General features: G+C 43.0%; 22 protein-coding genes and 2 pseudogenes. 22 read left to right on the forward strand and 2 right to left on the reverse strand.

The features are described from left to right. Positions 1 to 202: pseudogene (locus tag L1D55_RS22085) on the forward strand (IS5/IS1182 family transposase); the annotation flags it as partial. A gap of 30 nt (positions 203 to 232) precedes the next feature. Here the strand turns inward: L1D55_RS22085 and L1D55_RS22090 are convergent. Then, positions 233 to 1,117: a LysR family transcriptional regulator gene (locus L1D55_RS22090; RefSeq protein ID WP_239918854.1), complete on the reverse strand. Its 885-nt coding sequence runs from the start codon at positions 1,115 to 1,117 to the stop codon at positions 233 to 235. A gap of 413 nt (positions 1,118 to 1,530) precedes the next feature. On the opposite strand from L1D55_RS22090, the gene L1D55_RS22095 reads away from it, so the two are divergent. The 15 genes from L1D55_RS22095 to L1D55_RS22165 all read left to right on the forward strand — a co-directional run bounded on the left by L1D55_RS22095 (position 1,531) and on the right by L1D55_RS22165 (position 14,341). Beyond that, the gene (locus L1D55_RS22095) at positions 1,531 to 1,737 is read left to right on the forward strand and encodes a Flp family type IVb pilin (protein ID WP_128160828.1); all 207 of its coding nucleotides are present in this window, start codon (positions 1,531 to 1,533) and stop codon (positions 1,735 to 1,737) included. Between the two features lie 147 nt (positions 1,738 to 1,884). After that, positions 1,885 to 2,310, forward strand: a complete 426-nt coding sequence (locus L1D55_RS22100) for a prepilin peptidase (RefSeq protein WP_239918855.1) — start codon at positions 1,885 to 1,887, stop codon at positions 2,308 to 2,310. Between the two features lie 21 nt (positions 2,311 to 2,331). Continuing rightward, positions 2,332 to 3,156 carry a Flp pilus assembly protein CpaB gene (gene cpaB, locus L1D55_RS22105; RefSeq protein ID WP_239918856.1) on the forward strand — a complete coding sequence of 275 codons (825 nt, stop codon included), beginning with the start codon at positions 2,332 to 2,334 and terminating at the stop codon, positions 3,154 to 3,156. Next, positions 3,156 to 4,526: a pilus assembly protein N-terminal domain-containing protein gene (locus L1D55_RS22110; RefSeq protein ID WP_239918857.1), complete on the forward strand. Its 1,371-nt coding sequence runs from the start codon at positions 3,156 to 3,158 to the stop codon at positions 4,524 to 4,526. The genes cpaB and L1D55_RS22110 overlap by 1 nt, the downstream gene beginning before the upstream one ends. Next, positions 4,523 to 5,002: a hypothetical protein gene (locus tag L1D55_RS22115; RefSeq protein WP_239918858.1), complete on the forward strand. Its 480-nt coding sequence runs from the start codon at positions 4,523 to 4,525 to the stop codon at positions 5,000 to 5,002. The genes L1D55_RS22110 and L1D55_RS22115 overlap by 4 nt, the downstream gene beginning before the upstream one ends. Then, positions 5,002 to 6,243, forward strand: coding sequence for a chromosome partitioning protein ParA (locus L1D55_RS22120; protein ID WP_239918859.1), 1,242 nt, complete (start codon positions 5,002 to 5,004; stop codon positions 6,241 to 6,243). Before L1D55_RS22115 ends, L1D55_RS22120 begins: the two co-directional genes overlap by 1 nt. Beyond that, positions 6,240 to 7,511 carry a CpaF family protein gene (locus L1D55_RS22125; protein ID WP_239918860.1) on the forward strand — a complete coding sequence of 424 codons (1,272 nt, stop codon included), beginning with the start codon at positions 6,240 to 6,242 and terminating at the stop codon, positions 7,509 to 7,511. The genes L1D55_RS22120 and L1D55_RS22125 overlap by 4 nt, the downstream gene beginning before the upstream one ends. Position 7,512: 1 nt before the next feature. Then, positions 7,513 to 8,415 (forward strand): type II secretion system F family protein, encoded by a 903-nt coding sequence (locus tag L1D55_RS22130; protein WP_239918861.1) that lies wholly within the window; start codon positions 7,513 to 7,515, stop codon positions 8,413 to 8,415. Next, complete coding sequence (locus tag L1D55_RS22135; protein ID WP_239918862.1) at positions 8,412 to 9,254, forward strand: type II secretion system F family protein; 843 nt, start codon at positions 8,412 to 8,414, stop codon at positions 9,252 to 9,254. Before L1D55_RS22130 ends, L1D55_RS22135 begins: the two co-directional genes overlap by 4 nt. 11 nt (positions 9,255 to 9,265) lie before the next feature. Then, a complete protein-coding gene (locus L1D55_RS22140; RefSeq protein WP_239918863.1) occupies positions 9,266 to 10,003 on the forward strand; it encodes a tetratricopeptide repeat protein in 738 nt (245 codons plus the stop codon). Further along, entirely contained in the window at positions 9,990 to 10,472 is a 483-nt protein-coding gene (locus tag L1D55_RS22145; RefSeq protein ID WP_239918864.1) for a TadE/TadG family type IV pilus assembly protein, read from the forward strand. Before L1D55_RS22140 ends, L1D55_RS22145 begins: the two co-directional genes overlap by 14 nt. Then, positions 10,462 to 11,019, forward strand: a complete 558-nt coding sequence (tadF, locus tag L1D55_RS22150) for a tight adherence pilus pseudopilin TadF (RefSeq protein ID WP_239918865.1) — start codon at positions 10,462 to 10,464, stop codon at positions 11,017 to 11,019. Before L1D55_RS22145 ends, tadF begins: the two co-directional genes overlap by 11 nt. A 4-nt stretch (positions 11,020 to 11,023) precedes the next feature. After that, positions 11,024 to 12,562, forward strand: coding sequence for a TadE/TadG family type IV pilus assembly protein (locus L1D55_RS22155; protein WP_239918866.1), 1,539 nt, complete (start codon positions 11,024 to 11,026; stop codon positions 12,560 to 12,562). A gap of 8 nt (positions 12,563 to 12,570) precedes the next feature. Beyond that, complete coding sequence (locus tag L1D55_RS22160; RefSeq protein WP_239918867.1) at positions 12,571 to 13,209, forward strand: OmpA family protein; 639 nt, start codon at positions 12,571 to 12,573, stop codon at positions 13,207 to 13,209. A gap of 190 nt (positions 13,210 to 13,399) precedes the next feature. Further along, on the forward strand, positions 13,400 to 14,341 hold the full coding sequence (locus tag L1D55_RS22165; RefSeq protein ID WP_239918868.1) for a sensor domain-containing diguanylate cyclase: 942 nt from the start codon (positions 13,400 to 13,402) through the stop codon (positions 14,339 to 14,341). 75 nt (positions 14,342 to 14,416) lie between these two features. Here the strand turns inward: L1D55_RS22165 and L1D55_RS22170 are convergent, their stop codons facing one another. After that, entirely contained in the window at positions 14,417 to 15,676 is a 1,260-nt protein-coding gene (locus L1D55_RS22170; protein ID WP_239918869.1) for an adenylosuccinate synthase, read from the reverse strand. Positions 15,677 to 15,913: 237 nt separating this feature from the next. Here L1D55_RS22170 and L1D55_RS22175 point away from each other — a divergent pair, with 237 nt between their 5' ends. From L1D55_RS22175 to L1D55_RS22200, 6 genes and pseudogenes are all read left to right on the forward strand, one after another. Beyond that, positions 15,914 to 16,831, forward strand: a complete 918-nt coding sequence (locus L1D55_RS22175; protein ID WP_239918870.1) for a LysR family transcriptional regulator — start codon at positions 15,914 to 15,916, stop codon at positions 16,829 to 16,831. A gap of 222 nt (positions 16,832 to 17,053) precedes the next feature. Then, positions 17,054 to 18,028, forward strand: a pseudogene (dmeF, locus tag L1D55_RS22180) (CDF family Co(II)/Ni(II) efflux transporter DmeF). Then, positions 18,006 to 18,422: a MarR family transcriptional regulator gene (locus L1D55_RS22185; RefSeq protein WP_128160803.1), complete on the forward strand. Its 417-nt coding sequence runs from the start codon at positions 18,006 to 18,008 to the stop codon at positions 18,420 to 18,422. The pseudogene dmeF and the gene L1D55_RS22185 overlap by 23 nt, the downstream one beginning before the upstream one ends. A gap of 663 nt (positions 18,423 to 19,085) precedes the next feature. Next, positions 19,086 to 20,495 (forward strand): hypothetical protein, encoded by a 1,410-nt coding sequence (locus tag L1D55_RS22190; protein WP_239918871.1) that lies wholly within the window; start codon positions 19,086 to 19,088, stop codon positions 20,493 to 20,495. 570 nt (positions 20,496 to 21,065) lie between these two features. Next, positions 21,066 to 22,775 carry a methyl-accepting chemotaxis protein gene (locus L1D55_RS22195; protein ID WP_239918881.1) on the forward strand — a complete coding sequence of 570 codons (1,710 nt, stop codon included), beginning with the start codon at positions 21,066 to 21,068 and terminating at the stop codon, positions 22,773 to 22,775. A 239-nt stretch (positions 22,776 to 23,014) separates the two neighbouring features. Continuing rightward, positions 23,015 to 24,010, forward strand: a complete 996-nt coding sequence (locus L1D55_RS22200) for a DHH family phosphoesterase (protein WP_239918872.1) — start codon at positions 23,015 to 23,017, stop codon at positions 24,008 to 24,010. Positions 24,011 to 24,049: the final 39 nt, after the last annotated feature.

Here is a 24,049-nt window from a genome sequence, read left to right on the forward strand (position 1 = left end):
TTCGCTAACTTCGCTAACTCAATGGAAAACTGACTCTGGCTACCACGACCGTTCAATCTCTGAGACGGCAATGTCCCGATATAAAGGACTGACTAGCGGCACATTGAGCTTGAGATGTTATAACGCTCAAGTTGGTGAGGCGTTAGCAAACGTCAAAGCAATGAACAAAGTTCTAGGACTAGGTATGCCTATTAGAAACTAACAGGTAAGTTCCGTAGGATAGATACGTCCTTTAGCTGATTTGATCAACAACGCCGTAGTTAGTACTAGATTTCAGTTCTTTTTTTATCCATTGATTAAACAAGCTAAAGTCAGAATGTATTTGCCAAAAAAGAGAAGCTATAACTCGTTTACCAAAAAAGTCAGGGTGGTCGGTAATAACCTTAAGTTTATTATCTTTAACATGAGTATCGATCAAAAAACCTGGTAAGAAAGCGATGCCTTTTTGGGCCTTACATAAATCGATAATGGTTCCTAGATCATCTAATCGCCAGAGGTTATATGCGGCGATACTGGACAAGTTAAGCAGTTCTTCGCACCCATCCATCAATAGAACCCGTTGAGACGGGGCATGTGACTTTATAGGCCCTAAATCTTCATGAGCCACCCACCAGCAGTTAACGTGGAACAGCTCCTCTACGTTGAAGTCATAATTTGACTTGTGGTAGGGGTTACCTAACGCTAAGTCTATCTTTCCTTCATTTATATAGTTACCAAGAACAAAACTAGGCTTAGTGACCACAAGCAAGTCGACATTCGGGAATGCTTCAGAAAAAGCTAAGAGTGTCTTTTTTACGTCTGAATTATATACCAGTGGATCGATGCCTACACGATAGACAATCTGGTCTGATATATTCATTTGTTGAGCGACGGTGACCAAATCTCGATATTTCGATACCACGGGTAAAGATAATTGGAATAGGCGCTCTCCTTTCTCCGTTAGCCAAACTTTTGAATGTTCCCTATTAAATACATTGAAACCTAAGTCTGATTCTAGATTTTGAACAGCTGTGCTAACTGTTGATTGTGATTTCCCAAGTTTGCGAGCCGCAGAGCTAAATGAACCTTCTTCAACTACTGCAATGAACGAAACAATATTTTCGAAATGTAGTTTCATGATTCGACTAACCTTTGACACAAAAAAATTATAATTTTTATTGTTTGTTGATTCGAAGAACAATAGCGTGATGATCCTCGTATTTCAACAATTTTATAATGGATAATAAACGTTGATAAATTATTAATTGGTATATGCCTAAAGGTTATATATAAGGGAAATAACCAAAAGATTGAGCTAGCTCTTACTTTTCAAAGTTTATAAATCAAATTGAATATCACTATTTCAATGCGATGTTCTCTGTAACCTATTGTTACATATGGTTTTGTTTTCATATATTGGATTTTCCTCTTATTCATTTTGATCATTTTTTGCTCTGCCTATTGATTAAGTCGATAGGGGGTATTTTCATTCATTTTGGGGCGCTAATTATAATGGCGACGAATTTTCAACAGCCCTTATAGGAATAAACAATGATTACTAAGCTATACGTGAAAACAACCATGTTTTTATCTCAATTTAAGAACGACGAGCGCGGTGTAACTGCGATTGAATATGGTCTGATTGCTGTGGCAATGGCTGTGCTAGTAACTACTGCAGTAGGTGCTGACGGCTTTATTGGTAAGCTAGAAGCAGCTTTCGCTAAAGTAGCAACCGCTATTGAAACTGCAGGAAGCTAATATAAAGCCTCGTAGGCTAATGTAGGTGATATCGAAAGATATTTGTGCCAGACCTATGTTTACATCGGTCTGGCTTAGTTAATTTATGTTGTGAAATAAGATTTAACCTTACCAAATTTAGGCGGTATCCCAATTTTTAGTCATGAATTGTATTTAGTGACTTTGGCAATATTGACTCTATATGTGTCGGCCACTGATTTTCTCTATCGCAAGATACAAAATTACGCCTTGTACATATTACTCGTTGTGCAGTGTTTTTTGTCTCCACTAGATATTCAAATAACGAGCTCCTTATTGATGTTAGTTATTGGGCTTATTCTTTACAAATTGATTTGGATAGGGGCTGGAGATATTAAATACGTCGTTATTTTGTCGCTTACCATTCCAATTAACGACTTATTATTGGCGTATATTCTGACCGCTTTTGCTGGTGGTATTTTAGCTTTCTCTTATCTAGTGAGTAGAAACTTATTTAAAAGAAACCCACACGCCAAAGATGGTATTCCATATGGGGTTGCTATCAGTGTCGGGTTTTACTTAGTCATTTTAACTCTATCTACACCACATATATAAACCTCAAAATATGAGCACATTATGAGATCTCGACTGGTATTACTTGTTGCCATCGCAGCCTTAATCGTTGGCGCACTAGGCGTTATCGATATGTTCAAGAGTGAACCTGAACCAATAACAACTGATGAAGTGGTCGCTGAAAAAAGCGAACAGCATGTGGGAGTTTGGATTGCTACCGAAGCCTTTGAAAAGGGGAGTGCAGTTAACTCGCAGGGTGTAGTGAAACAACAATTGCCTCTGAGTGAGGCGCTAACACTTGGTGTTAGAGAAGATTCGCAAATCAGTTTCTCACCTTCCACTTTGTTAAACCGAAGCCTTAATGCAGGCGACGTTATATTGCCTGAATATCAAGTGAGCCCTGGCAAACCTGGCTACATTGATTTGCTGGTCACAGAAGGCATGACGTTATACCCACTAAAGGTCAGCGATAAAAATCTGATTAATGATTACATCCGACCGGGTTCGTTTATTGATGTTCTAACGGTAAGTTCTCCAAATGCCAACTTGGCTGGCAACGTCGATAAGCCGACGCGTTTTAGAGGAGTGAAGGCGTCGATGTTTTTGAAACACGTTAAGGTCCTCAATATCGGGAATGATGACACCAGTGATCGCTCTATTACTGCTCGTTCTCCAAGTAAGGAAGATGGACTGACAACCGTTGTGATTGAAGTTAGCCCTGATGAATTACCAAGACTCGCATTAGCACAGCGAACGATGCATATCGAAATTTATCGCAGCCAAACTTATATGCAGCCGGAGTTCGCAGAGGTGCGCAACATCATTGATAACTATACAGGTATCGTTGAGTTACGTGGTAACGAGAACAATCCAAGAGAGGCTTTGTGATGACAATTATCCATCGAATCAAACGAGCACTGTTTGGTCCAATTTTGCTAACGTTGATTAGCCTATTTTCTACAACAAACGCTTTTGCTGCAGATCGCTCTATCACGCTCAATGATGGTCAGCACATTCAGCTTAAAAGTCCAATCGGTCAAGTGTTCGTGAATAACCCTAGTATCGTTGATTATAAAATTATTAACGATAACACCCTTGTTGTGTTTGCCAACAGCATTGGTCAATCGCGACTGATTGTTTACGGTATCGATGACCAAGTCCTGCTATCCGACCGCATTATTGTTGACTTGGATTTAACGGACATTAGGCGCCAAATCAAATTCCATTTTCCAGATGCTCAAGTAAAGGTTCAGTCTGTAGGAGAACAAGTCGCTGTGAGCGGCATTGTCGATTCAGAGGCAACACGTGATGACATTTATCGTTTAGTCGCGACACTACTAGGGCGAGACAAAACAGAGAAATGGGATAAAACCGAAAAACTTGAATTTAAGTCAGACAGCTCAGACTATGAAGAGCCTGAAAGCATGGTGTTTGCCCGCAATATGACATGGGAAGGGATCATAGAACGAATTGAAGTCGCCACAACTCAGCAAGTAAACGTAAAAATATCGGTTGCTCAAGTGACAGAATCGTTTGGTCAAACCGTTGGTGTTGATTGGAGTTCCGTGGGTTCAAGTGTCGGTGAGTTTGTTTTCGACCAATTTGATGCCGCTAATCTAAGCACCTTAATCACCGCGTTAGCCAACGATCAAATGGCTGAGGTTCTTGCTGAACCAAACTTGACCGTGCTGTCAGGAGAATCTGCAAGTTTTCTCGTTGGTGGTGAAGTGCCAGTCATCGTCTCTACCAGCAGTAACGTAAACATTTCATTTAAAGAGTTTGGTATCAAGCTCGACCTAACCGCCAAAGTGTTAAGCCAAGACAAAATCCGCATGCAACTTGCACCAGAAGTGAGTGAGGTAGAGGGTTACGTTGAGGCTGCTGGCATTAAGGTTCCCCAGTTGGCTTCTCGACGTGCATTGACGACCGTAGAGCTTGCCGATGGCGACAGTTTCGTTCTGGGTGGTTTGATGAGCAGCGCAGACTTGGAAAAAATGCAAAAAATCCCATTTGTTGGCGATATTCCAGTACTTGGTGCTGCGTTTAGGAAAGCGACCACGGAAAGAAAACGCACCGAATTGATCATTGTTGCCACCGTTAACTTAGTGGAGCCTATGAAGCCGAAAGACATTCAATTGCCATACATTAAGAAGACTTCGACATTGGCTCGTTGGTTAAACATTAAATGGGATGGCAAACAAGTGACCTCGTCCGATGCAACGATTCGCCTGCTGTCGCAAGGAGGGTTTATCCAATGAAGAAATTAGTATTGATGGCGTTGTTCGCGACCTCATTATTCGGTTGTGCTTCTGAACAATATTTTGTTGGTCAGGGAGCAGAGTCATTGGCGTACAAAGAACATCACCATTTTGAGTTCGAGATTAAAAAACGCGCTAAAACGGCTCAGCAGCTTGATGCCTTAATTCAGGAGATTGAGTCGACGGACAAGGAAGCGACTTATGTGGTGGATTACAAATCAACCGCCAGTAAGCAGATGTTGCAAGGGATCTTTAAACAGTATCCATCCCATTTGATTGCCCCTCAAAGAGTGGTTTATCGCCATGCTCAATTGTTACCCAGTGATCTTAATATTCAGGTGACCTTAACGCGCCTAAAGACACAAACGTGTAAACCAGCGCAGATACATGTTCGCTTGAGGCAGTCTGATTGCTTCGTTGAGTCGATGCGATTGAAGCAAGTGGCGTACAAGTCGAGATTGGTAGGAGAACAATAATGTTTGATCTGACAAAAGCATTAACCACAAAGGCTAAGCCAGCTCAGACTGCGTCGACAGGTGTCGCTGGATGTACGTTGTTTTACCAATCACAAGAGTGCTTAAACCTGGTTCAAGAAGTGTTTCGCTTTGAAGGGTGGAACGACCCTGCTTGTGTGAAAGCGACTGGTGGTTTGACCAAGCTTACTGAGCAACAAAGTAGCCATATCGTCATTTTAGAGTTAAATGAGTCGAACAATGTGGTGGAAGATGCAAAAGCTTTTGCTAGTAAACTGCCGACACACAAAGGTGTGGTGGTCATTGGTAAAGAAGACGCTATTTCGACGCTTCGTTCTCTTAAGGAGATGGGCTTTTACTACGTTTTCTGGCCGGTAAATAAGCAAGAATTTGCAGACTTCTTAACTCATGTGAGTAAAAACCTTAAAACGTTTTCCGGTGTTAGCCAGAAGCGTAAAGCAAAGCGCGTTGCCATTGTCGGCGCTAAAGGCGGTGTAGGAGCGTCATTCCTCGCTACCGAACTAGGCTCACTCTTGTCGACACAAGGTTCAGATACCATCCTTGTCGATCATCAATACGCTGACACAAACATTGATGTCTTACTTGGGTTAAAAGATTTTAAACCACGCACCATCGATGAGTTCACGGCGCCGCTACACGAAATGGATGAAGAGGGTGCATTAAGTTACCTGTCCAACGCTCGTAAGAACCTGCGTTTGTTAGCTATCAATGGTGATATGAGCCAAAACGATGTGCTCAATTACAACCAGACCTTATGTGAGCTGTTAGCACGAAACACTAACTTCATCATTGAAGATTTTTCTGGAGCTGTGGATTTCAAAGTTGAACCACAACTCTTGGCAGAAAACTTTGATGTGGTTGTGTTGGTGTTCGACGCATCGGTGTCATCGGTGAGAAGTGCTAAGCGGCTCTATGAAAAGATAGCGAGCTTGCAACTGACGTTATCGTCACGCACTCGCATCCTCATGGTCGCAAACTATCATCGACCACAAAATGCCTATGTATTGCAAAAGCCTGATCTATCCAAGTATTTAGGCGCGAACGTTGATCTCGAAGTCGACTACTGTAAGTCATTGGCTCACATCATCATTGATGGAAAGCGAGGTCACAAACACGACCGTCATATCAATCGCTCTATGGAACAGTTGGTCAAGCTGATTAATGGACAACCGATCGACCAGAAAACGATGAACTCGTGGTTAAAAAAGGTGCGTGTTAAATGAGTTCGAATAAAGACTTATACCTCGCTTTTCGTGGCCAGATCTTTGAGGCGTTAGATGCTGAAGCGGTTCAGAAAATGAGCCGTAAAGACTTAGAGTCCCAGATACAAGCAGCGGTCGATTTATTAGCGAACAGCTACCAAAGGCCTATCACTTCCATGATGAAGTCCGGTTTGGTGAAAAGCCTGATCGACGAGCTGTTTGGGCTTGGTCCTTTACAACCATTGGTCGAAGACCAGTCGATTTCAGACATCATGGTGAATGGGCCCAACAATATTTTCTTCGAACGCCACGGCAAGGTTAAAAAATCCGAAGTTTCGTTTGTGAACGAAGATCAGTTATTGGCTATTGCTAAGCGTATTGCCTCACGTGTTGGACGACGTGTCGATGAGCTTTCTCCTACGGTCGATGCAAGACTAGAAGATGGTAGCCGTGTGAACATCGTGATCCCACCGATAGCATTAGACGGTACCTCGATCTCTATTCGTAAGTTCAGAGAGCAGAATATCGGGTTTGAAGACTTAATTGGCTTCGGATCGATGTCTCCCGATATGGCAAGAGTATTGATGATTGCGTCTCGTTGCCGTATCAACGTTCTGATCTCGGGCGGTACAGGTTCGGGTAAAACCACGCTACTCAACGCACTGTCGCAATATATCGCTGAAGATGAACGTATCGTCACGATAGAAGATGCCGCTGAACTGCGCTTGCAACAGCCTAACTTAGTTCGACTTGAAACGAGAACTTCGAGCGTTGAGCAAACAGGAGCGGTCACTCAGCGAGACTTGGTAATCAACGCACTGCGTATGCGCCCTGATCGAATCATCCTTGGTGAGTGTCGTGGCTCTGAGGCGTTTGAAATGTTGCAAGCGATGAACACGGGGCATGATGGCTCTATGTCTACGCTCCACGCGAACACCCCAAGAGATGCGATTGCCCGTGTTGAGTCTATGGTGATGATGGCGAACTTAAATCAGCCGCTGGATGCAATTCGAAGAACGATCGTAAGTGCCGTGCAGATGATAGTTCAAGTCAACAGGCTGCGTGATGGCTCTCGCAAGATTACTAGTATCTCGGAAATCGTTGGCTTAGAGGGCGATAGCGTGGTGATGGAGGAGATCTACCGCTTCCGTTACGACGATGCTCACTATGGCGAAAACGTGAAAGGGGAGTTTGTCACTAACGGCATCATGCAGCGATCTGAGCTCGTGAAAAAAGCGCAATTCTTCGGGCTCTATGAAGAGCTTATCGCATCCTTTAAGGGGGCATAGCATGCTGTGGATTTCATTGATTCTATTCTCCTTTGTGCTTCTTTTGATAAGGGATTCAAAGGTAAAAAAGGTCAATCAATTCTTCAATATTGAAGAAGCGGAAGCTGAAAACTTTAACGCCATTAACGTGAAGTCATTAGTTCGAAAACAGAGCTGGCACAGGTTTAAAGAGTCGATTTCACCTACCTTGATGGTACTAGGCCCACGTTCAACTTTATATATCGCCTTATACATAACGATTAGCCTTATTGCTTCTTGGTACATCGTGGTTGACCTGTTATCGATGACCAACTCTTGGTGGGTGCCGGTATTGGCATTGGTTTTTACCTTTTTTGGTTACCGCTTCTTGGTGACCAGGCGACGTCGAGATTTCGAGAACACTTTTCCCGATGCATTGAATATCCTCATGAGTGCGGTAACTGCGGGCGATAGTCTAATGCAAGCCATTAGCTATGTAGGTGAAGTGATGCACAACCCGATCGGACGCGAATTCAAATTGATGGGCGACCGACTAAAGCTAGGTGAATCTCCGGAAGTAGTGCTTAAGCGATCCTGTAAAAACTACCCATATCCAGAGTTTCTATTTTTTACCGTAACGATTCGAGCCAACATTGCGCGAGGCGGACAACTTAAAGGGGTGTTAGCTCGATTGATTCGCGTGTTGGTGGATGCTCGAACGCTAGAAAAAAAGAAGATGGCAATGACGTCGGAGGCGAGGATCTCAGCCAAGATCGTAGCGGCTATTCCTTTGGTTTTCATGGTCATTCTTAATTACATAAATCCCGACAACGTCAACTATGTCTTGTATGACGAGTCGGGCCGTGTGGTGTTGTTTTACGTGTTGGGCAGTGAGCTTTTCGGTTTATTCATCGTTTGGCTATTAGTGAGAGGTGTGCGGGCATGATGATATTAGCTGCACTTATTGTGCTGTTTTTTTCGCTGCTCTTTTTGATTGTCGAATCGGTGCGTGCCGATCAAAGACAAAAGAAAGTCGCTATGTACATTGGTGGCGATGCGATTAAACCACCTTCTCGTGTGAATCGATTCTTCGTTCGATTTGGCAAGGAGCATCGCCATGAACTTGAGCAAAAACTCATAGAAGCGGGGTATTACAACACCGAATGGGCGAAGTTCTACTTTCCCGCCAAGGTACTAGTGCTCGGCCTCATCTCAGCGCTCGTTTTGCTCGGAGATATGACATCGACCAACAAATTGCTGGTGGTGATTGTCTCTTTAATTGTGGTGATTGTGGTGCCAGATACCTTGTTGCAAATGCGCCGTAAAATGCTGATAAGTAAAACCTCGGCACAGCTTCCTTACCTTTTGGACATGATGTCGGTGTGTGTACAAACCGGTATGACTATAGAGGCGGCTTTAGCGTATTTGGGTAAAGAGCTTGCGGAGTTTGATTCCGACCTTTGTTACCAAATTAAGCGGACTTCTGATTCGGCCAAGATACATGGTGTTGAGAAGGCTTTGAATGATCTCACTGAGCGTATTCCAACTCCCGCAATTCGAAGTTTTGTGCTGACCATTATTCAGAACTTGCAATACGGTACTTCTGTCGCGCAAACACTTAGCGACTTAGCTGAGGATATGCGAAAAGTCCAAATCCTCACGGTTGAGGAGAAGGTTGGTAAGCTGTCTGCCAAGATGAGTGTGCCGTTGATCCTTTTCATCATGTTCCCGATCGTTATTTTGATTCTCGCACCGAGCATCATGCAAATGACATTGAGCATTTAGAGGGCAAACGAATGAATAGAAAATGTATTTTCCTCATGTTGTTAACGATAAGTCTTTTAGCAGGGTGCCAATCGACACCTTCTGAACAAGACCAAATGCGTGCTGATGTCACCAACATGGAGAAGGTGAAAAACTATGATGGGTTAATTCACCATTATAAAACCGAGCTAGAACAAGGTTCTCAAGATCCTGCAGTAAAGGAAAAACTGGCCTGGGCGTACTTTCATAAAGGTGACATCGAATCGGCAGATTTCTACGTTCAACACCTTCAACAAGAGGGTATCGAAAATCCGAACTTGTACCAATTAGAAGGCCAAGTGTTCGACGCAAAAAACGATATTGAGAGTGCGATTTCTGCCTATGTCGCTTCTATTGAGGCAGGAAATAAAACGGGTCAAATTCATGTATTACTTGGCGTGTCATACACAAAGCTGGGTCAGTATGAGAAAGCGTATCAAGAGCTGAACCTTGCTCGCTTGCGTGGCTATGATGACATTGTGGTGAAGAACAATATCGCGATGATTCAAATGGCCAATGGTGAGTATCAACAAGCGATTGAAACCTTAGCACCAGTACTAAAGGAAGACCCTGCTAATAAGATTGTAAAAGCTAACTTAGCGATAGCATTGATGAAGACTCAGCAGATCGAGTCGGCTCAAAAACTACTCAAAGGTGAATTTTCTGCGCGAGAAATACAAGACATTGCAGCTGAACTCACTCAACCGGGAGTTACTGATGGCGCGTCTTAATAGACAGAAAGGAGTGACGGCTATCGAGTTTGTGTTTGGGGCGCTGGTTTTGTTCTTCGCTACCTTTGCGATCTTTGAATCGAGTTACCAAATCTATGTCGTCAACATGACGGAGTATTCCCTTAGAGAAACCATCAGGAACACCAAGATCTATGAAGGTAAAGGAGTCAACGAGCAGTACGAGAAGAAGTTTAAAGACTTGATTGAAGACGATGACAATCTATGGAGCTTCTTAATTGATGCCTCAAGGTTTTCTATCGAAGGTCAGTATTTCAAAACCTACGATGATTTCGTGGCGAACAGAGGACATTCGAACCAAGACTTGAACTTCAACTATGACCTAGCCGAGATCACTGTGACATACCGATACCCTCCGATCATTAAATTGGCCGGTGCGGCTGATAGAGATATTTCACGCACCATGGTTTTGAACTTAGAGCATGAGGGGTGGAAAGATGATGAGCTGTAAACAACGTCCCTGTTCTATGTCTCGTCAACAGGGCTCATTTACCGTTGAATTGCTGTTTATCTTTGTCGCGCTGTGGGGTGTTTATCTTTTTGCCGCTGATTTGAGTTATCAACTGCTCACGCGAGCAAAGCTCGATAGATCAAGCTTTGCTTTGGTGAACGTTATCAAGGAGCGCACTCGTTATTTTGAAGCGGATGTGCTCGCGGGACAAAACTTATCTGTCACTAATCGCGAGTTACAAGATATGACGAAGGTAGCCAGTCGAATGCTCAACACACCTGTAGACAATGTGGCAATCAAGATAGAGTCACTGACAAATAAAAGTAGTGTTGCTGAGTTTACCAGCAGCAAGTTCAGAAGCTTAAATTGCGACACCGATTCGATTGTTGACCACGCTGAATTAGCACCGGTTGATAAAGGCGTTGTTTATCCCTTGTATCGGGTAAGCCTTTGCGAAGAAGAAAGTTCTTGGTTTAAGCCTTTCTTTAATGGTGGCACCGGTACTTCCGTTAAGATCGCTTCGTCTTCAATCATGCCTGGGAGGTAACGAAATGAAAATGCAGCATGCCAGCCTCCGACGCCAAGAGGGGGTAGCAGCAGTATGGATGGGCCTATTGCTTGTTCCTATTATGGGCGTGACTTTCTGGGCCGTCGAAGGGACTCGTTATGTGCAAGAAACCAGTCGACTCAGAGATTCCGCAGAGGCAGCAGCGATAGCGGTGACCATCGAAGATCAACCCGACTTAGCTCGTAATCTAGCGACTCAATATGTCGAGAACTACGTGAGGGATATTAAGTCCACCAATCTTACTGCTCAAAGATTTCACCAAGCAGAAGATGAAGGGGCCGGCATTCTTGAATATATCCAGTACACGGTTAATGCAAAGACGACTCACGACTCTTGGTTCGCGAGCAGCTTTATTCCCTCGTTTGATGAGCAACAAGATCTCGCGGGCCGCTCATTAGCGCGGAAGTACCCGGTATATCTTGGCGATAACAACATCGATATCGTTTTCGTGTCGGACTTTTCCGGTTCAATGAATGACCGTTGGGGCTCAAGTCGACACATTAAAATAGACGATTTGAAAACAGCTATCGACCAAATATCAAGCAAGATCCTGTGTACTAGAACTAAACAAGACTATGTCGATGGCGAGTGGAAAGAGGTGTGCGATGAACCCGGTGAAGACACGACTGGAGACAAGCTGCTCAACCGAGTTGGCTTTGTGCCTTTTAACGTGCGTACAAGAGAAATCGTATCGGGTGGTAGAGCGAATGCAACCAGCCAACTGAGTTACAAAGATAACTACAAGCCTAATGTGTCACCGTATTCGTACAATGATGTTAACTGGGATTACTGGCGTACTTACTCCCAAAATGAGGTGCTGAACTGCGCTAGCCGTCAGTCACGTTGTCCAAACCCTAAGTCGGACTATCAAAAGTACGCTAAGCGTATCAAGGATGTGATTTATCAGGATAGTTATCGGGTTGCTGACGTCTACAACTATGTAGATTTACCGACATCAGTTTCCACCATGTTTACCGACAAGTCGGCATTACAACCTGATTTCTATGGCGTGAATGGAACGGATCTATTTAATGCTCATGGATCTTCGAATTCCTCTCAGTTCAAAAACATTCGGTTGTCGAACAAGCTGTCTGATTTGAATCCTATCAACTCTATGTGGGCAGATGGGGGCACCGCGGCTTTTCAGGGCATATTGAGAGGGGCACAGATTCTCCATGACGGTGACCCAAACAGCTCTGATGATGAAGAACAGCAAGCGTATAACAAGAAAATTAAGATGTTGCTCATTTTGAGTGATGGGCAGGAGAGCCCAAATAACGGGATTCTAAAAGGGCTAGTCGACAGAGGTATGTGTAACAAAGCAAGAGAGGAAATCCCGGGCTTGTACATAGGAGTCATTGGTATCGATTTTCGGGCCTCTCAGCAAAGTGGTTTCCAAGACTGTGTTGTTGATCCGAATGAAGACATTATCGACGTATCTAACCTAGATGAATTGATTGAAAAAATAGAAGAACTCATCCGTAAAGGCTCGAAAACAAGCGGAATCACTAAGTTGTATTAGAGGAAATTATGAAAAAGTTAATGATAGGTTCCATTGTCCTGTCGGCATTGCAATTTAGCTTTACTGCTAATGCGGAACAAGGTGTCAGCGTTTATTGCGACACGGCATTCAGTGAATACCAACATAGCGTTAGGGTTGATGATGTCGTGGGTATTGCCCAGCACAGACAGGGCGTTCTACAGATCGAGCAGCAATCTGATAGTAGTGAATTGAAGCAAGCTTTAGCCAGTCAGTCCAGCATGGGTATGAATCAATCAGGATGTAAGACTTGGATTAGTAACCAAGAGCGTCACGGGCTATTGGCTCGTCTTCACTTTGGGTTTGATCAACACAATTTAACACCAATGGGTAGCAAAGCCTTAACTCAATTAGCTAGCGAATTGCAGGCTAGTGGCAACTCGGTCACTGTTGATGGGCACACAGATAGCACTGGTGATGAAGGCTACAACCAAGCTTTGGGGTTACAAAGAGCACTCACTACTTCGAATGCTTTGGTTGCTGATGGTGTAGAGAAGAATCGCTTGGTTATTCGTTCTTTTGGTGAAAGTAAGCCTATCACTTCGAATGAAACGAGTGAAGGGCGAGCAAAGAACAGACGAGCCGAGATCTGGACGTCGATGGATGATGCCACAGAACGAGTGAACTAAGAGCATACCTTCGCGTTCAACCCAATATAAATAGTTAATGGAGTCAGTGGCTTGTAATGTAGCTAAGAAAAAGTCTTAGCTATCAATCTGTCGGAACCCCACTCAATATTATCGTGCATAGAATTTTTGTTATAACGGATGCTAATGAATATTCAATCAAATTTAACTATCTGATACTAAAGAATAATTGATGCTATTTGACAGAGTCTCTTCTGAAGGGATGGAACAAAATATCGACGTAGATACTTGGATATCTATATTGGACAACATATGCGACATTATGGACGCATCGAATGCGGGGATCATCACGATCTCCGATTTTACTCGTTTGGGTTTTGAGAGCGTTTTATGTTCTTCAACCAAACTGTGCGAGCAGCACAAAAGTAAGATCAGTTGTTTTTGTGAGTATGTATACAAAGAGAACCGCACGGTTTATTTGAGTGGATGTTCTTGTGGTGAGGCAACTGTCGAGAAGGAGCCTGACGACTATAAATCATTTTGTGGCATCCCCATCAGCGGCACAGATGGAGAAGTGTTTGCCATCCTGTTCGTGTTTGACTTGAATCCAACCGAGTATACGGAAAGCCAAGTGAACCTGATTGAGAACATTTCAACCTTGCTACGGTCTGAAATCCTCTTGAAAGAAGAGAGCAGGATTTTATATAAAAACAGCCACTTCGATATCATGACGATGCTTCTCAATCGAAGGGGATTCTTTCATGAATTCAACAAAGCAAACATTGATGATGGAGAGATCGTTTGTCTCTATTTTGACTTGGATAATTTAAAGTACATCAATGATACTTACGGGCACTTTAAAGGCGATGATTACATTTCTGGCTTTGCTTCGTGCATCAGAAATAACATCAAATACAACACAATACCGGCGAGAGTGGGTGGTGATGAGTTCATTGTTGTTATTCATTCCGAAGATCGCGGATACGCTTGTGAATTGGTTCGTAAAATTCGTGCAGATTTTCATGAGTTCATTGAGGGGTTTCGTGGTGATGATGATGTTTCACTAGGGTTTTCTTACGGGTGCGGAACCTCTGATTCTCAAAGCTTGAACATCATCAATTTAATCAAGTCATCAGATGAAAACATGTATCGCAATAAGAAAAACAAGTTGTAGTTTTTATAGTATTTATATGCCGATAGTAGGTACGAAAAAGCCCACCAGTGTGGGCTTTTTGCTTATTTGACTTGTCTAAGCTCGAATGATCATTTGGTCGCGTTCAGGACCTACCGATACCATTACAATTGGCACGCCCATCAGTTCTTCAATGCGAGTAACATAATCCTGTGCAGCTTGAGGAAGGCTTTCAAAAGTGCGACAACCTGTGATGTCTTCATCCCAACCCGCCATGTCTTCGTAAACAGGTTTCAGCTCTGTCGTTTGTGGCCAAATTGGGTTTTCGCTGTGCTCGTCTGCATATGCAGTACAGATCTTTAACTCAGCCAAACCAGACAGGCAATCAATCTTAGTTAGAGCGATTTCTGTCGCGGCTTGCAGTTCAACACCGTTGCGCGTTGCTACAGCATCGAAGTAACCCATATCACGTGGGCGACCGGTTGTAGCACCGTATTCGTTAGAGCTCTCACGGAAGCTATCTTGCTCTTCCATTGCTGTAACCAGAGTACCTGTACCGACAGATGAACTGAATGCCTTGGCTACTGCAATAACGCGCTCAGGGCGAAGGGCAGGTAAGCCACTACCAATACCCGCGTAAGCTGCAGTTACATTTGATGATGTTGTCCAAGGGTATTCACCGTAAACCAAGTCACGACCTGCACCGAGTTGAGCTTCAAACAGTAGGTTTGCGTCTTGTGCTTGAAGTGCTTTAAGAGGCTCGGTCACGTTACAAATGAACGGGCGCCAAGCTTTCGTCACTTCAAGTAGCCATTCAGTCATTTCTGATGCGGTCTGAGTAAAGTCACATTTAGGGTAAAGGGCTTTTAGTTGAGGCATTTTCCAATCAAGCATGAATTGAATGCGCTGCTCTAGAACCTCTGGTTGATTTAGCCAACCCACAAGGATGCCTTTTTTCATCACGCGATCGCCGTATGCTGGCGCAATACCTTGGCGAGTTGAACCGTAAGCGGCATCACCTAAGCGTTCTTCTTCAAGCGTATCTTCCAGTGCGTGCAGTGGTAGGCATAGTGTCGCACGATCAGAAATAGCAAGTTTAACGTCAACATTTGCTGCTTGAACTTCTGCGATCTCTTCGCTTAATGCTGCAGGGCTAATCACCATGCCAGGGCCAAGTACAGCCGTACAGTCAGGGTTAAAAATACCACTTGGAAGTTGGTGCAGTTTGAATGTACCAAAGTCGTTAACTACGGTATGGCCTGCATTGTTTCCGCCTTGGAAACGAATGCTTGCAGATGCTTCTGCTGCTAAAAAATCGACGATGCGGCCTTTGCCTTCATCACCCCAGTTTGCACCCACAACAACGATAGATGGCATAAGTTTATCTCCTGACTGATTGAGAAATCATGTTAGTGCTGCATTGTAGATAAGAGAAATTAATTATCTTTATTATCTTGATAAGGATTCCATATAGCTCTAAAGTTTTAATCATAAGCGAGATTCCCTATCACGTTCGTTCCTCACTGTAGGGAATGACAGGGTAAGGTTGTTCGTCGTCTTGAGAAATAACGAAATGGGGCATTCCTAGTAGCTTGAATTAACACATGAGAGAACATGATGCTTGATATCAATTTGTTGAACACGTTTGTGACATTAGCTGAACACAAACATTTCGGTAAGGCGGCCAACGCTCTTCATATGACGCAGCCGAATGTGAGCTTGCATCTAAAGCAACTTGAACAGCTAACACGTATCAAGCTCATAGAAAGGAGCCCATTTCAGCTAACTCAAGCGGGCGAAAGGCTATTAGAAACCAGTAAAAGAACCTTACTTGAGTTACAGGTATGTCAGGCTGATCTTAATGCGATCAATGACCTCAAAATCGGGACGCTAACTATTGCGGTTAGTGACATTATCTCTCGATTTCTATTGATTCGTCCTTTTCAGAAATTTAAAGCGCAGTACCCGGGCATCGATCTTACATTGCTTAATACCACCTCATCTCAAGCATCCAGTTTGGTAAAGAACGCCAAGGCAGACCTGGGTTTTGTGATTGCCAAAGAGCAGCATAATGAGTCACTCTATTTTACTAAGCTGCAAGAACTATCATGGTGTGCTCTGGGGGATGGTTTAGAGCCTCAAAGCACCGATAACTCGAAGGATAATGATCCTAAGAACGATGAAATCGATCCTGAACTGACCTTAATTCTACTGGGTCACGATACAAGAACTCGAGACTTTATCGACGAAGGGCTTCCCGGTCTGAATCTTCCTAATTACAGAGTGATGGAAGTTGGCAGTGTTGATGCACAAATTGACTGGGCTGAAGCGGGATTTGGCGTTGCCATCATTCCTGAATTCGCTATATCAACCAAGCCACACTTAAAATCGAAAGTCACACCATTACTTAACTTCTCTAGCACCAGTCTTGGTTACATTGTTAGGCAGAACCAGGTGTTGTCGAAAGCCACAAAGCAACTATTGGGTTGGGTGAATGATGAGATTACATTGCTACAAAAAGGCGTTGATTAGCGTCGCAGCAAACTCGCATAACAACCAATAAATGGACCTGAGCCCACTGTACGTAGGCTTTTTTTGTCGCTGCCATATACGTCACAGGAAATACCGCATTGACAATGTTTGATTATCAAACTAAATTGAGCGATATTAATTTGATAGTCAAAATACTTGTTTGTCAAAGTAGTTTGACTGATCAGTGACATCAACTTTGAGCATAAGATTAAGGACACCATTTTGAGCTTTACAACCCATCACCAACACAACTTCTCTTCACATAACAGTCAAGGTGAAAAGCGCACTTTCTATGTCCTGCTACTGACTGTCACGACCATGTTTATCGAAATCATCGCAGGTACTGTTTATGGCTCGATGGCATTGCTTGCAGATGGTTGGCACATGGGGACACACGCAGCAGCGTTTGGTATCACTTTGTTTGCTTATCGCTATGCAAGAAAACATGCTGATAGTGCTCGTTTCTCTTTCGGTACAGGTAAAGTGAGTGTTTTAGGGGGCTACACCAGTGCTATTGCTTTGGGTATTGTGGCTCTGTTGATGCTGGTGGAGTCGGTACATCGTTTGTTCAACCCTCAAGCCATTCAATTTAATGAAGCGATTATCGTCGCTTGTATTGGTCTTACGGTGAATGTCGTAAGCATGTTCTTGTTGGGAGACCACCATCACGACCATGATCATGGACACGCTCACGGGCATTCGCATGGTCATTCACATAGTCATGAAGATACGCATCATCATAGTCATACCGGCCACCATCATGATCACAATCTACGCGCTGCATACATGCACGTTTTGGCGGATACGTTAACGTCGTTACTAGCGATTGTCGCGCTGTTGTTTGGTAAGTTTTATGGTTGGAACTGGTTAGATGCAGTGATGGGGATTGTCGGCGCGCTGGTTATTGCTAAGTGGACTATGAACCTTATGAAACAGACTAGCCCAATCTTACTCGATGAAAATATCCACCAGGATTACCGTGATTGGGTGATCGAAACGTTATCGCCTTATGCTTCCGTGACAGATTTTCATATGTGGAAGGTGAGTGGTCATCATTATTCAGCAGCGATTACTCTTGAATCAATCAGTGATAAATCCGTTTCTTAATATAAACAAATGCTCGCCAAGTTTGATAAGATAAATCATCTTACTCTTGAAGTGCACTTAAATGGCCATGCAAAACATAGAACAGCTTAACCAAATATTGACTGAGTTCTACGATAAAATGTCTTCGTGGGAGCAATCCGTTGTTAAAGAAACGGGTTACTCGCTCGCGCAGGTCCATACGATTGAAGTGTTGGGCATGCATGGCGCATTGAGAATGAAAGAGCTTGCCGAAAAGCTTGGTATTACAACAGGTACGCTTACTGTTCAAATTGAAAAGTTGGTTAAAGCAGAGTTAATTGAACGTCATCAACACCCAACCGATCGCCGAGCAATTGTGGTTGCTTTGACTGATGAAGGGCAAAAGATCCACGTTCACCATAACCAACTTCACCTAAATCTCGTAAACGAGCTAACCCAAGGCATAGAAGAGCAAGACAAAGCGGTGCTATTGAAGTGCTTAACCCAAATGGTGAAAGCTTTTTAACGCGTTGCGGGTTATCAGCTCGTATCCAGGGGCGGTCTCCCTTAGACTATGAATGGTTGACACATAAAATGGATCTACTTAATCAGTAGGTCCATTTTTTTCTCAAACAAGCATGGATGTTTGTTAGTTGTTAAATTTCACTGTTATTTTAACAAGTATTTAAATATTTACTTTTGTTCCCTATATTTCTTAATTCAAGAAGCAAGAGATCGTTAAATAGGGTCATTGACCACAAAGTAAAATAGATTCACGATTTTCATATCTACAATTGAACAGTATTCATAATTTCATGTACTTATCTTAAATAATCATCTCCTTTTAAGTCATTGAGTAACATGGCTATTTTGTAAGAGGTAGCGAGATGATAAAGAAGAATATTATTTTATAATCATTGATTATCGACTTTGAACATGATGTTTCTTATTTGGATCTATCAGTCTCATAAATGAGAATGGTTGAATTGTGTACGTATTTATTCTTTACACAAATATGACTTTGTCAGATTATCGTTAGCAATTGAACGGTGTTTTATTGTTGGTGTGCACGACCTGGTATTGCATGCTGGCGGTCGAAGACTTGTCCGAAGGACCCATAAATTCTAAGAAGAAATATAACCATTACTCTCGTCATGGCTCGATTTTTTACGATTAAGGAAAAGTAAATATGAATTTTATGCAAGCGACATCATTACTAGTCATGGGTTTATCTGTAACTGCCTGTGGGGGTGGTGGGGGATCATCTAGCCCAAGTACTGCGGGGTCTTCACCGTCAACAGTTACCGTTACACCAAAGCCGAAAACAGTAGTGACATCGACAGCCAATGGCGCTTCAAAGGCAGCTGTTCCTGCGTTAGTCGGACAAACCGCAGATATTATTCCAATGAATAACAATATGGTTCATGTTGTCTACTCGTTGTTACGCGTTCAAGATCTTCAAAGAGGAAATCAAATTGCCGATAATACAAAGACTTATATCGACAATTCCACAACTCTTGATTTGACAGGATTGGATATTCCACTAGTAAATATAGATATGCCAAGTCCAACCCTAATTGAGCTTCCTGCTTTTCATTGTTATGAAACCAATAATCTATCCGTAAAAAAAGAAGGTAGAGAATTGTATATCGATGGTGTGATATCAGAATATGAAGCTTTAATAAAAAATGGAGCGGGAAATAACGTCACAGCATCATGTACTAATAACAAATTGAATGAGTACTCTTTTAAAAATACGGTGGTCAACGAAGATTTAATTGTTGAGTCAATCGACTCGGTATCTTATGAAGACTCGGTGACTTCAAATACAGTTTTTCTACCGACATACCAATTCTCTGCTCTTGTGTATGAACAGCGACTAAAAAGCAATTTTGGTAACGCTTGGGCGTTGATGCAAAACGAGCACATTAATAGCGCAGCCAAAGAATTGGGTAACCATTTATTCGTATCGAACTTAAGAACGATCGACTTGGATATTAGCGGTCTAACGAATGAAGCATTAATCGATTTCGACAGCCTAGATAAAGTGCAGCTACTTAACGGTGCGATTTGGGGCATGCCAGGGCAGGGCGTTGCTGACCAACATTGGTGTAAGATCGTTAACTTACCAGATAACTCTAATGCAGATACACTTAAATACCAGGCGGTCATTGCGACCAATTGTGCACGCTCAACAAAACGTTGGTGTAATACATTGAATCCTAGCGACATTGCATTAAATGCCGCACCACCGGTTGCTTGGAGTGATTCAACTGCTGCTGCAGCGCAATTCACGGCTGACGCAGAGAAAATACAGTTCGTAAACTCTGGTTCGAAATATCAATCTTTGCTTACCAATGTTTCTAGCGTGGCTTCATACTCTGCTATAACACCTCTATTTGGTTATGGCGATCCTGTAGACACAAACGCATATGGTCAAAGCAACAATGCAGGTTTAAGTTCACAAGCAGGTCGTACTGCATCGTGCCAAGCAATGATGAACCCAAGCCACACGGAGATGGGCTTAGGTTATGCACATCACTTAATACTGAACTCAAACTATTCGTTACACAGCTTTTGGACTCAAACGTTTAACTAAATGCGCTAGTGGACATTGAGAGGCGCATGAGCCCTTGAATCAGAATACTTAGGAACAGCAGACCCTAGTTATAAAGCCGACAGTTGATGTCGGCTTTTTGCTATCTGGTGAGCGGTTCCGACGCTCATTAAACAGTGACTTTTTTACTAAAATTAAGGACTTATCACAGGAACTCATCTAAACAAAAGGTGCGGTGATAAAACCTCCAAATCCCTTTATTTAAAAGGTGTCAGGGCTGTTTTTAACGTTTGTATCAAACATGAGAAACCTTTGTATCCCAATTTTATAATCTTGCTAATGTACATCGTACCAATTTGTGTTATTGATAATTTTAACGTTAGTGAGCGCTCTTATTTGCATTTTCAATGAATGTGCAATGGCGAGATATAGAGGCAAAACAGCCCCTGTAGAGCGCCCATTATTGGTAAAAAGATAAAAATAACGAAATAGCTTGGGCAGGATAACACAGTCAAAAGCCCAGCCTTAGATACCTAAATTTAGTAAAGACGAGTCACATCTATGGATATAAAGAAAAAGCTCTATTCATTGGGAATGTTTTCCATTTTCGGCATGATTTCATTGCTGTTTACCACGTCGCAATTCGCAGATACGACTGCTCAAATGAGCGAAGCTAAACAAATCACTAAAGAGCTGGAAGTTCGCCTGCTTAACCTCCGCCGTAATGAGAAAGACTTCTTGTTACGAAATGATATGAAGTACCTTGATAAGTTCGACGTAAACTACAACAAGTTTTTGGCTTCAGAATCACAACTCAATGTGGTTCTGAATGATTTAGGTTTAGTTAACAGCACACACTTACGTGAAGACATCGAGGCTTACCACACGAGTTTTGTAGAGTTGGTCAAGGCGACGGAAGTTTATGGACTGGCAAGAGACAAAGGCTTATTAGGGCAGTTTCATGAAGTGTTAGACAGTATGAGTGCAACCGCAAGTCCAGAGCAAAGAGTTGAGCTTTACCTTTTTAATGACCTGATTGAAAAAGGTACTTTTGATCCGATTATGCTGTCATCAAGTTCCAGTGCTTTGCTACAAACAGCAAAGCAGGTGGTCGAGCAAAAACAACTCATTGGCTTGAAGCACAACGAAGGCCTGCTTGGTCAAGCGCGTGCAGGTTCTCACGTGATTGAAACTCAGTTTAAGGAGTTTTCAGCAGTGCTTGACCAAGAAACTCAAAAGGAGATGGACAAACTATCGCTGATCAACAACATCCTTTGCGTCACCTTGCTTGTGTCGATCATTTTGTTCAGCTGGTTAATCGTTCGCTCTATCATTGGCAAAATTGAATCACTGCTTTCGGTGATCCGTAATATTGTCGATTCCAACGATGTGTCGATTCGTTCATATCTTGATGGTAAAGACGAGTTGAGCACACTAGGTCAATACTTCAATCAGTTGCTTGATCAGCTTGAAGGCTTGATTTCTGCCTCTCAATCTAAGTCTCTACAACTGACTCAAAGTACCTCTAACATGCATGACGAGCTTGAGTCGGTAATCAAACAGTTTGAAGTTCAAGCAAACCACACCTCAACCATGACAACATCCGTTCAAGAGATGGTATTAACGATTGGTGAAATTTCAGAAAGCACTTCGGTCGCTGCAGAAGGCGTTCAACAAGCGAAAGTGAACGCAGACAAAGGGCGTGAAGTGGTGGTTGATACAATCAATAACATTACTCAGTTGTCTGAACGTCTATCAAGCAGCCAAGATTCAATCAGCTCACTGAACCATCATGTTGATCAAATCGGTGATGCAGTCAACATCATCCAAGGCATTGCTGAACAAACCAACCTACTAGCATTGAACGCAGCAATCGAAGCAGCACGCGCCGGTGAGCAAGGTCGTGGCTTCGCAGTGGTAGCAGACGAAGTACGCGCACTTGCTAGCAGAACGCATCAATCGACGACAGAGATAACCTCGGTGGTAAGTGCGATTCAAAGCCAGATGCAAGCATCGATGACTGAAATTGGCGAGTGTAACCAGCAAGGTCAGCTAACGCTTAAAGATTCAGAAGAACTGGATGCTAGCTTGCAGCTTATCTTAAGTGACATGCAGAGCATTCAAGGTAACTCTGAACGCATCGCGTCCGCGATTGAAGAGCAGGGTGCTGTGATGGCACAAGTGAGTGATTCCATCACGGAACTCAATGCCATCTCACACGATAATAATGCCTCAGCACAGCACTGTTTAGTTGAAGTAGACAAAGTAGCAGAGCAAGCCCATGAAATGGATAAAGCAGTCGCACAGTTCAAAACGTCTTAATTAAGCACCAAAATAACTAAAACCAAAGGCGCAGACTATCTGCGCCTTTTTTGTATTTGAGAGGTATGGACAAATACGAAGATAGAGGATTAAGAATAAGGCATTCCAAATCGGACTTAAGTATCTATGAAATAAGGTTAAAATAAACATCGTCTATTAAGCTAAGTTATACCTTCACGATACAAGCTGTACACATTGCTTTATCGTGGATGGCTGAATCTCACGGGAAGAGGAACAAAATGCATTACGACGTATTCAACGGAGATGCAGATGGCATCATCGCATTGCTTCAACTGCGCCTACATGAGCCTAAAGAGAGCACTCTTATCACGGGGGTGAAACGCGATATCAAGCTGGTCTCGCAGGTTGCTAGCCAACTAACGGAACAGAGTGCAAAAAGTGATGTTACATCGGTGACTGTTTTAGATGTGTCGATGGAGAAAAATCTACCCGCATTACAATCACTGCTTGCTGATGAGATTACTGTCTTTTACTGCGATCACCATCGTACAGGGGACATCCCCAAGTCTGAGTACCTTGAGACTCTGATTAATACAGCACCGGAGTGTTGCACAAGTCTTTTGATCAACCAAAAACTCAAGGGAGAATATGTAGCGTGGGCAATCGCAGCAGCGTTTGGTGATAATTTAAAAGCGGTGGCTGCACGATTAGCGCTAACAAATGGATTTGACCAACCTCAAACCGAATTTTTGCAAGAGCTAGGCACGCTAATCAACTATAACGGCTATGGCGCGTCATTGAGTGATCTGCACTTTTCACCGACTGAGCTTTACCAAGCGCTTTATCAATATCCGAACCCATTCGATCTATTGGATGATAAAGATTCCGTGTTTTATCAACTTCGCGCCGCTTATAAAACGGACAACCAACAATTATCAAACCTTACTCCGATCTATGAGAGTGAAGTCGCGCGCGTGTTCGAATTGCCTGCAGAGACTTGGGCAAGACGAATCAGTGGTGTATTTAGCAATGAAATAGTGAATCAAGACCCAGCTCGAGCACAAGCGGTGTTAACTAAAAACACTGATGCTCAGTCTTACACTGTGAGTTTACGAGCGCCTTTATCAAACAGAGTTGGCGCAGATGAAATTTGTTCGAGCTTTGATACAGGGGGCGGAAGGAAAGCCGCTGCAGGAATAAATTCGCTGAAAGAAGTGGATAAGTTGAGCCTTATTGAACGAATAGAGAGCTATTATTCAGGCCATTCAAAATAATTGTGATGTTATATTTTTGTTGATTTATTAGTGTAGAAA

It is taken from the genome of Vibrio sp. Isolate22 (genome assembly GCF_022398115.1).
GTDB lineage: Bacteria > Pseudomonadota > Gammaproteobacteria > Enterobacterales > Vibrionaceae > Vibrio.

Excerpts from the sequence above, each read along its gene's own strand:
- L1D55_RS22090 (WP_239918854.1), bottom strand. The coding sequence starts at position 1,117 with ATGAAACTACATTTCGAAAATATTGTTTCGTTCATTGCAGTAGTTGAA.
- L1D55_RS22095 (WP_128160828.1), top strand. The coding sequence starts at position 1,531 with ATGATTACTAAGCTATACGTGAAAACAACCATGTTTTTATCTCAATTT.
- cpaB (WP_239918856.1), top strand. The coding sequence starts at position 2,332 with ATGAGATCTCGACTGGTATTACTTGTTGCCATCGCAGCCTTAATCGTT.
- L1D55_RS22110 (WP_239918857.1), top strand. The coding sequence starts at position 3,156 with ATGACAATTATCCATCGAATCAAACGAGCACTGTTTGGTCCAATTTTG.
- L1D55_RS22115 (WP_239918858.1), top strand. The coding sequence starts at position 4,523 with ATGAAGAAATTAGTATTGATGGCGTTGTTCGCGACCTCATTATTCGGT.
- L1D55_RS22120 (WP_239918859.1), top strand. The coding sequence starts at position 5,002 with ATGTTTGATCTGACAAAAGCATTAACCACAAAGGCTAAGCCAGCTCAG.
- L1D55_RS22125 (WP_239918860.1), top strand. The coding sequence starts at position 6,240 with ATGAGTTCGAATAAAGACTTATACCTCGCTTTTCGTGGCCAGATCTTT.
- L1D55_RS22130 (WP_239918861.1), top strand. The coding sequence starts at position 7,513 with ATGCTGTGGATTTCATTGATTCTATTCTCCTTTGTGCTTCTTTTGATA.
- L1D55_RS22135 (WP_239918862.1), top strand. The coding sequence starts at position 8,412 with ATGATGATATTAGCTGCACTTATTGTGCTGTTTTTTTCGCTGCTCTTT.
- L1D55_RS22140 (WP_239918863.1), top strand. The coding sequence starts at position 9,266 with ATGAATAGAAAATGTATTTTCCTCATGTTGTTAACGATAAGTCTTTTA.
- L1D55_RS22145 (WP_239918864.1), top strand. The coding sequence starts at position 9,990 with ATGGCGCGTCTTAATAGACAGAAAGGAGTGACGGCTATCGAGTTTGTG.
- tadF (WP_239918865.1), top strand. The coding sequence starts at position 10,462 with ATGAGCTGTAAACAACGTCCCTGTTCTATGTCTCGTCAACAGGGCTCA.
- L1D55_RS22155 (WP_239918866.1), top strand. The coding sequence starts at position 11,024 with ATGAAAATGCAGCATGCCAGCCTCCGACGCCAAGAGGGGGTAGCAGCA.
- L1D55_RS22160 (WP_239918867.1), top strand. The coding sequence starts at position 12,571 with ATGAAAAAGTTAATGATAGGTTCCATTGTCCTGTCGGCATTGCAATTT.
- L1D55_RS22165 (WP_239918868.1), top strand. The coding sequence starts at position 13,400 with ATGCTATTTGACAGAGTCTCTTCTGAAGGGATGGAACAAAATATCGAC.
- L1D55_RS22170 (WP_239918869.1), bottom strand. The coding sequence starts at position 15,676 with ATGCCATCTATCGTTGTTGTGGGTGCAAACTGGGGTGATGAAGGCAAA.
- L1D55_RS22175 (WP_239918870.1), top strand. The coding sequence starts at position 15,914 with ATGATGCTTGATATCAATTTGTTGAACACGTTTGTGACATTAGCTGAA.
- L1D55_RS22185 (WP_128160803.1), top strand. The coding sequence starts at position 18,006 with ATGCAAAACATAGAACAGCTTAACCAAATATTGACTGAGTTCTACGAT.
- L1D55_RS22190 (WP_239918871.1), top strand. The coding sequence starts at position 19,086 with ATGAATTTTATGCAAGCGACATCATTACTAGTCATGGGTTTATCTGTA.
- L1D55_RS22195 (WP_239918881.1), top strand. The coding sequence starts at position 21,066 with ATGATTTCATTGCTGTTTACCACGTCGCAATTCGCAGATACGACTGCT.
- L1D55_RS22200 (WP_239918872.1), top strand. The coding sequence starts at position 23,015 with ATGCATTACGACGTATTCAACGGAGATGCAGATGGCATCATCGCATTG.